Genomic DNA, 6,655 nt, shown 5'->3' with positions numbered 1-6,655 from the left:
CAGCTCGGTGCCCGAGAGCAGGCTGAAGCCCGCGGCGCCGGCCACGGCGGAGGTGGCGAAGAAGCCGCGGCGGGTGGCCTGGCTCGCGGTCTTGTCGGTGGTCTTGTGCATGGGATGTTCCTCTGGATTGGATGAAGTCGCGTGGCCCCTGTCCCGGGGCCGGAGCGCATTCTTCGAGCGCCATGCCGCCACGCCGCGGATCGCGTATGCCCGTGTATCCGCGCGAAAAATCCACACACTACGTTGCACGCGCGGCCCAATACACGACTGGCGCGCGGGCACACCGCGTCTTCGCTAGAGTGGGCGCACACGGGGCCCACGCCCCCTTTTTCTTTTCTCGACAGGAGCGACGGATGACTTTGGCAATGAGCTGGCAGGCATGGAGCGAACAGGACGGCGTGGGGCTCGCCGCGCTGGTGCGCAGCGGGCAGGTCACGCCGGCCGAGCTCGCGGCCCAGGCCAGCGCCGCCATCGCGCTCACCAACCCCGCGCTGAGCGCGGTGGTCGAGGTCTTCGACGACGTGGTGGCCGATCCGCTGGCCGACGGCATGAACCCGGCGGGCGCGTTCGCGGGCGTGCCCTACCTGATGAAGGACCTGGGCCCGACCATGAAGGGCCGGCTGCAGGAAATGGGCTCGCTGCTGATGAAGGGCCAGCGCGCCGCCGCCGACACCCACCTGACGCAGCAGATCCGCAAGGCCGGGCTCAACATCATCGGGCGCACCACCACGCCCGAGTTCGGCGTCTGCAGCTCGGCCGAGAACCCGGCCGTCTACGTCACGCGCAACCCCTGGAACCTCGACTACACCACCTGCGGCTCCTCGGCCGGCACGGGCGCGGCGGTGGCGGCCGGCGTGCTGCCGCTGTCGCACGCCACCGACGGCGGCGGCTCGATCCGCATTCCCGCGGGCGTGAACGGCAACATCGGCCTCAAGCCCTCGCGCGGCGTGTTCTCGATCGCACCGGCGCTGTCGGACCTCACGGGCCTGGTGTCGATCCAGGGCTGCCACAGCCGCACGGTGCGCGACACCGCGGCCTTCGTCGACCACTGCCGCGGCGGCGCGCCCGGCGAGTTCATGCCCTACTGGAAGGCCGACGAGCCCTACACGCAGCTGATCGAGCGCGACCCGAAGCCGCTGCGCATCGCGATGTCGCACGAGTGGGGCGACTTCCGCGCCACGCCGCACATCGCGACCGAGCTCGAGCGCGTGGGGCGCTTCCTCGAGGGCCTGGGCCACCGCGTCGAATGGGCGCTGCCCGCGGTCGACATCCGTGCCGCCTTCGCGGCCCAGACCACCTGCTACATCAGCAACTTCGCGCAGACCATCGAGGGCTTCCTCGCGCGTTTCGGCCTCGAGCAGCCGCCGGCCGACCTGATCGAGCCGATCAACATCAAGATCTGGGAGGCCGGGCGCGACATCTCCTATGCCGAGCGCTTCAGGATGCAGACGGTGTTCAACACCACCGCGCGCGGCTTCGGTGCCTTCTTCGAGGACTGGGACATCATCCTCACCCCGATCACCGCGCTGCCCACGCCGCGCGTCGGCACCACCGAATACCTCACGCTCAGCGACAACCCCTCGGTGCTCGACTGGTTCGACAACCTCTGGCAGAACTTCGCCTACACGCCGCTGGCCAACCTGTGCGGCATCCCGGGCATCTCGCTGCCGCTGGCCTTCAACGAGCACGGCCTGCCGCTGGGCATGCAGCTGCAGGCGAAGCAGGCCGACGACGGCCTGCTGCTGCAGCTCGGCGCGCAGATCGAGCGCGCGATCGGCGGCCGCTGGAACGATGGCCGCCGGCCCGGCGTGCACGTGACCACGGCGAGCTAGAAAACCTGCTCAGTGCCGGCAGCCCGGCACGCCGCAGGCGCCGTCGTTCCACGACGAGCCGAGGATCATCCCGCAGAAGTTGAGCCGCTTGTACGTGGGGTCCTTGAGCGCCAGCACGTCGGCCTTGACGTTGCCGAAGGTGGTCTCGGGCTTGAAGCGCGTGCCCTTGGCGAAGGCATCGATGATGCCCTCCTTGAAGTCGGCTTCGCGCGGATGCGCGCGCACCACCGCCTCGCGCTGCTCGGTCGGGAAGGCATCGTAGGCCAGACCCAGCACGTCCATCTCGACGCCCGCGGTGACCAGCGCCACCACCGGCTTCTTGTGCTGCGGAATGCCCGGCGTGGTGTGCAGCGCGATCGCATCCCACACCTGCTCGACCTCGGGCTCGGCGATGCCGTGGCGCACGAGGAAATCGCGCGCGGCATTGGCGCCGTCGACCTCGAAGCGCTCGGTCCTGCTGCTGTAGGGCGCCACCAGCCCCATGTCGTGGAACATCGCGCCGATGTAGAGCAGCTCGGCGTCGTAGGCCAGGCCGCGGCGCTCGCCGGTCAGCGCGCCGAACAGGAACACGCGCCGCGAGTGGTTGAACAGCAGCGCGGTCTCGGTGTCGCGCACCAGCTCGGTGGCCTCGCGCGCCATCTGGCTGTCGGGGATGCGGATGCCGGCAATGGATTCGTTCATGGGTTCTCCGGGAATCGGGGTTGGCGAAAGTGCGAACCCAGTGTCCGGCGCGCCGATGCCCCGTGCGCGCGGCCGAGGGGGCAGGGACTGCCAGATCGGGTGCGCTTTCTGCCAAAAGCATGGGGCAGGTCCCGAAGAGGGGCCGCGCTGCGGGCACATCCGACACCCGCCTCACCTTCTCCATCTGTCTATCGAAAGCGATGCCAAGTCATTCGATACCCAACACAGTAACCTCTCAAATAACTTTAAATAGGTTACTTGAAGGCATAATCGGCGGAGCGAAGAGACCGCACAGCGGTCCGGATCGGGAGCACTGGAGCGGGAGTCGAACGAAGGAGCACAAGATGAATGATCGCGGTATGACCGCCGTGCTGGTCCATGGCGCCTGGGCCGACGGATACAGCTGGGCAAGGGTGATTGCGGGCCTGGAGCAGGCGGGCATCGAGGCCGTTGCGGCCCCGCTGCCGCTGACGAGCCTTGCCGACGACGTGGCCGCGCTGAAGCGCAGCCTCGCACGCATCGAAGGGCCGTTGATCCTCGTCGGGCACGCCTATGCGGGCGCGGTGATCGCGCAGATCGCCGAGCAGCGCGTGGCGGGCCTGGTGTACGTGGCGGCACTTGCGCCCGACGAAGGGGAAACGGTGCTGGAGGTCTTCGGACGCGCCGAGCCGCACGAGAAAGCGCCACGGCTGGCGCCCGACGGCGACGGATGGATCTGGCTTCCGGATGAAGCCTTTGCCGACGCATTCGCACAGAACGCCTCGCGGGAAGACCAACGCGTATTGGCGGCCGTGCAGCGGCCGATCTCCGTGTCATGCATCACGGTGCCCGTCGGGCCGCCGCTGTGGAAGACCCGACCCGCGTGGTACCTGGTGGCGCAGGACGATCGGATGATCGCGGCCTCGACACAGCGCTTCATGGCGCAGCGGATGCAGGCGGTCGAACGCTCGATCTCGGCCGATCACGCGCCGAGCGTTTCGGCGCCGGGCGAGGTCATCGGATTCATCGCCGACGCGGCCCGCGCGTTCGGCAGCGAAGCGGCGCGCCACTGAGCGCGTGGACCGGCGCGGCGGGCATGCCGCCGCGGCCCGATGTCCGCGGTGGTCGGCCGCACCGGCTCAGGGATATCGGGCTGCCCCGATCAGATCGACTTGATCTCGCCGCCGTCCATGCGCAGCACCGTGCCGGTCATCCAGCGGGCTGCCGGCGACACGGCGAAGGCGATCAGATCCGCAATCTCCTCCGGCTCGCCGAAACGCGCGATGCCCGAACTCGCGAGGACCGCGGCCTTGGCGGCGTCCAGGTCGAGATGGCGCGCGCTCGCGAGCTTCTCGATCATTCCCATGCGCCGGCCCGTCATGACCGCGCCCGGCGAAACGCTGTTCACTTGAACGCCATCGGCAATGCCACGATCGGCGAAAGCCTTTGCCAGCGCCTCGATCGCCGCGTTGATCGCGCCCACGGCGGCAGACGCCGCCTTCGGCGCTTCCGCGGCAGTGCCCGAGATGAAGACGACGGCGCCTTTCGACGACTTCAGCGCCTCCCACGCGCGCAAGGTGAGCCTGCGGGCGCCATGGAATTTCAGTGCCAGGCCGCTGTCCCATTGCGCGTCGGTCATCTCGAACAGGTCCAGTCCCGGGACCGCGCCGGCCACGTTCACCAGCGCATCGATTCTTCCGAACTGCGAGAGGGTTCGCGCCACGACCGTCTCGGCGGCCTGGGGATCGCCAAGATCGCCCTCGACGACGAGCGCCTGCGCGCCCAGTTCGCGCACCTGCGCCGCCACCTGCTCCAGTTGTTCCCCGCTGCGCGCGGCGAGCACGACGCACGAGAAGTTCCTGGCGAGCCGCAGGGCCGTGGCCTCGCCGATCCCCGAGCTCGCGCCCGTCACTATCACGACTGATTCCGACATTGGATGATTCCGGTTGTTGATAAAACTTCGACCTGGGTGCCGTCGCAGCGAGGCCGCCCGACGGCCTCGAATCAGACGGCCTTGACCTCGCCGCCGTCCATGCGGACGGCCGTGCCGGTCAGCCAGCGCGCCGCCGGCGACACGAGGAAGGCCATCAGCTCGGCGATCTCCCGCGGCTCTCCGTAGCGGGCGATCCCAGCCTCCTTCGGGAAGCTCTCGAACGCCTCGTCGACGCTCATGCCGTGCGCTGGCGCCCAGTGCGCGAGGTACGAACGACGGCGCTCGGTCATGACGGGCCCGGGCAGCACGCTGTTGACGCGCACGCCATCGCGGATCCCGAGGTCGGCGAATGCCTTGGCCAGCGCGACGATCGCGGCGTTCACCGTTCCCACGGCCGCATAGGAAGCCTTCGGGAACAGCGCCGAATTCCCGGAGGTCATGACCACGGCCCCGTTCGTCGCGCAAAGATGTTTCCACGCGTGCACCGTCAGCCTGCGCGCGCCGTGCAGCTTCAGGCCGAGGCCCGCGTCCCATTGCGCATCGGTCATCTCCAGCAGGTCCACCTGCGGCACCGCACCCGCGATGTTGACCACCGCATCGATCCGGCCGAACTCGCCGATCGTGCGCTCGACGACTTCGGCGGCAGCGGACGGCTCGCCCAGGTCCGAGACGATGACCAGGCTGGACGCCCCCGCGGCCTCGATCCGTTGTGCCGTCTCCTGCAACTTCTCTTCGCTCCGGGCGACGAGCACCAGCCGGCCGAAATCACTGGCCAGGCGGATGGCGGTCTCGCGCCCAATCCCCTGGCTGGCGCCCGACACGATGGCCACTGTGTTCTTCATGCGTTCCTCGCGTTCCTTGGATGGCTCCCTCCTCGCTTTGGGAGCTCCCGCGCCGGCCCGGCGCTCGATGGCCAACCACCGCTCGAAACCCGATGCCTGTCGTCTGTTCGGCGCCGAGATTAGTGTCTTCTTAATAACCTGTCAAACTATATTGGCTAGGTTATTTAAAATCCACTCTGCGCGCTGCCCGCGGTGCCGTGCCGGAACCGCGGCGGGGGAAAATGCCAGGAACTTCGCTGTACCGGCATCCACCGATGTGCGCATTGCGACTGCAAGGAGCTCCGATCCCATGACCCATCGATACCCAATGAAATGCTCGATCCCGTGCGCCCACGCGCAACCGCGCCGAGGACTTCGCTGCCCGCGACCAGGAGATCGCGAATGAGCGAGGTCCGGCCCCCGCCGATGTTCCTGGCGGATTCACCCGCACTCGACTTCCTGAATTCGGTGGCCGTCCCGACCGACACGCAGGTGGAGTGGCTCGGCTCGGGCGAGGACCTGTTGAACTGGCTTCGAGAGGCCGGCATGGTCGATCCGCAAGTACTGCGAGAGCTGGGCGAGGCGGCCGGCCCGGGCGAGCTGGATGCGGTGGCCGCGCAGGCGCGCGCATTGCGCGAGTGGTTCAGGGCCTTCGTCCGGCAGCACCAGGGCGCGCGGCTCACGCGCAAATCCTTCAAGGAGCTGGAAGCGCTGAACCGGCTGCTGGCGCGCGACGAGGCGTTCGAGCAGATCGAGATCGGCGACAAGGCGTCGGCCTCCGGGGACGAGCCCTCCGAGCTGGTATGGGTGCGCCGCCGCCGCTGGCGTTCCGCCGATTCGCTGCTGCTGCCGATCGCCCAATCCATGGCCGAGCTCTTGGCGACAGCCGACCTCACCCACGTGAAGGCATGCGAGGGTCCGGCCTGCACGTTGATGTTTCTCGACACGACGCGTGGACGCATTCGCCGCTGGTGCAGCATGGCCGTCTGCGGCAATCGCGCCAAGCAGGCGGCGCATCGTTCGAAGCTGAGTTCGGAAAAGCGCTAGCGGCCTGCCCCGGTCATTCTTCCCTGCCAGCGCGCATCGACGTCCACCACCAGGCCCAAAAAACGCAAGCCCGCTTGCGTTCTTGCAAACTGACAGAAGGGCCTCGCGAACCTAATCTCCGTCCGCCACTTCAGCCCCTGCGACGCAGGGACCAGGCGATTCAGCCACATCCACAGGACGGAGACCCCCATGAGCCAGTCAACGCTCGAGACCATTCGACAGATCTTCGTGTTCGAGAGGAACACGCTCGCCGAGGGCGGCCGCGCCGCCGCCGCGCCTTCGCGCCACGTGGTCGCCGCCGCGATCTTCAAGAACCCCTGCGCGGGCCGCGGCGCCGCGACCGACGCCGAGCTGGCCGACCT

At 68.4% G+C, this 6,655-nt stretch carries 7 protein-coding genes; 4 read left to right on the top strand and 3 right to left on the bottom strand.

The features are described from left to right. Positions 1–353 precede the first annotated feature (353 nt). On the top strand, positions 354–1,832 hold the full coding sequence (locus AC27VN_RS28915; RefSeq protein ID WP_490878761.1) for an amidase: 1,479 nt from the start codon (positions 354–356) through the stop codon (positions 1,830–1,832). 9 nt (positions 1,833–1,841) lie between these two features. Here the strand turns inward: AC27VN_RS28915 and AC27VN_RS28910 are convergent, their stop codons facing one another. Next, complete coding sequence (locus AC27VN_RS28910) at positions 1,842–2,513, bottom strand: HD domain-containing protein (RefSeq protein WP_208508628.1); 672 nt, start codon at positions 2,511–2,513, stop codon at positions 1,842–1,844. A gap of 344 nt (positions 2,514–2,857) precedes the next feature. Here AC27VN_RS28910 and AC27VN_RS28905 point away from each other — a divergent pair, with 344 nt between their 5' ends. Continuing rightward, complete coding sequence (locus AC27VN_RS28905; RefSeq protein WP_490878760.1) at positions 2,858–3,565, top strand: alpha/beta fold hydrolase; 708 nt, start codon at positions 2,858–2,860, stop codon at positions 3,563–3,565. An 89-nt stretch (positions 3,566–3,654) separates the two neighbouring features. Here the strand turns inward: AC27VN_RS28905 and AC27VN_RS28900 are convergent, their stop codons facing one another. Both AC27VN_RS28900 and AC27VN_RS28895 read right to left on the bottom strand, forming a co-directional pair. After that, positions 3,655–4,425: an SDR family oxidoreductase gene (locus AC27VN_RS28900; protein WP_490878759.1), complete on the bottom strand. Its 771-nt coding sequence runs from the start codon at positions 4,423–4,425 to the stop codon at positions 3,655–3,657. A 71-nt stretch (positions 4,426–4,496) separates the two neighbouring features. Next, positions 4,497–5,267, bottom strand: a complete 771-nt coding sequence (locus tag AC27VN_RS28895) for an SDR family oxidoreductase (protein ID WP_490878758.1) — start codon at positions 5,265–5,267, stop codon at positions 4,497–4,499. Positions 5,268–5,648: 381 nt separating this feature from the next. Between AC27VN_RS28895 and AC27VN_RS28890 the strand changes: the two genes are divergently transcribed. Both AC27VN_RS28890 and AC27VN_RS28885 read left to right on the top strand, forming a co-directional pair. Further along, entirely contained in the window at positions 5,649–6,293 is a 645-nt protein-coding gene (locus AC27VN_RS28890; RefSeq protein ID WP_490878757.1) for a CGNR zinc finger domain-containing protein, read from the top strand. Positions 6,294–6,482: 189 nt separating this feature from the next. Next, on the top strand, positions 6,483–6,655 hold a 173-nt coding region (locus AC27VN_RS28885; RefSeq protein WP_490878762.1), incomplete at its 3' end, for an amino acid synthesis family protein.

It is taken from the genome of Variovorax sp. 20P10.2.4 (assembly GCF_058244205.1).
The sequence above is the reverse complement of the archived record's forward strand: the minus strand, read 5'-3'. Positions and strand labels throughout refer to the sequence as shown.

Coding starts and splice junctions, on each gene's coding strand:
- AC27VN_RS28905 (WP_490878760.1), top strand. CDS start 2,858: ATGAATGATCGCGGTATGACCGCCGTGCTGGTCCATGGCGCCTGGGCC.
- AC27VN_RS28895 (WP_490878758.1), bottom strand. CDS start 5,267: ATGAAGAACACAGTGGCCATCGTGTCGGGCGCCAGCCAGGGGATTGGG.
- AC27VN_RS28900 (WP_490878759.1), bottom strand. CDS start 4,425: ATGTCGGAATCAGTCGTGATAGTGACGGGCGCGAGCTCGGGGATCGGC.
- AC27VN_RS28915 (WP_490878761.1), top strand. CDS start 354: ATGACTTTGGCAATGAGCTGGCAGGCATGGAGCGAACAGGACGGCGTG.
- AC27VN_RS28890 (WP_490878757.1), top strand. CDS start 5,649: ATGAGCGAGGTCCGGCCCCCGCCGATGTTCCTGGCGGATTCACCCGCA.
- AC27VN_RS28910 (WP_208508628.1), bottom strand. CDS start 2,513: ATGAACGAATCCATTGCCGGCATCCGCATCCCCGACAGCCAGATGGCG.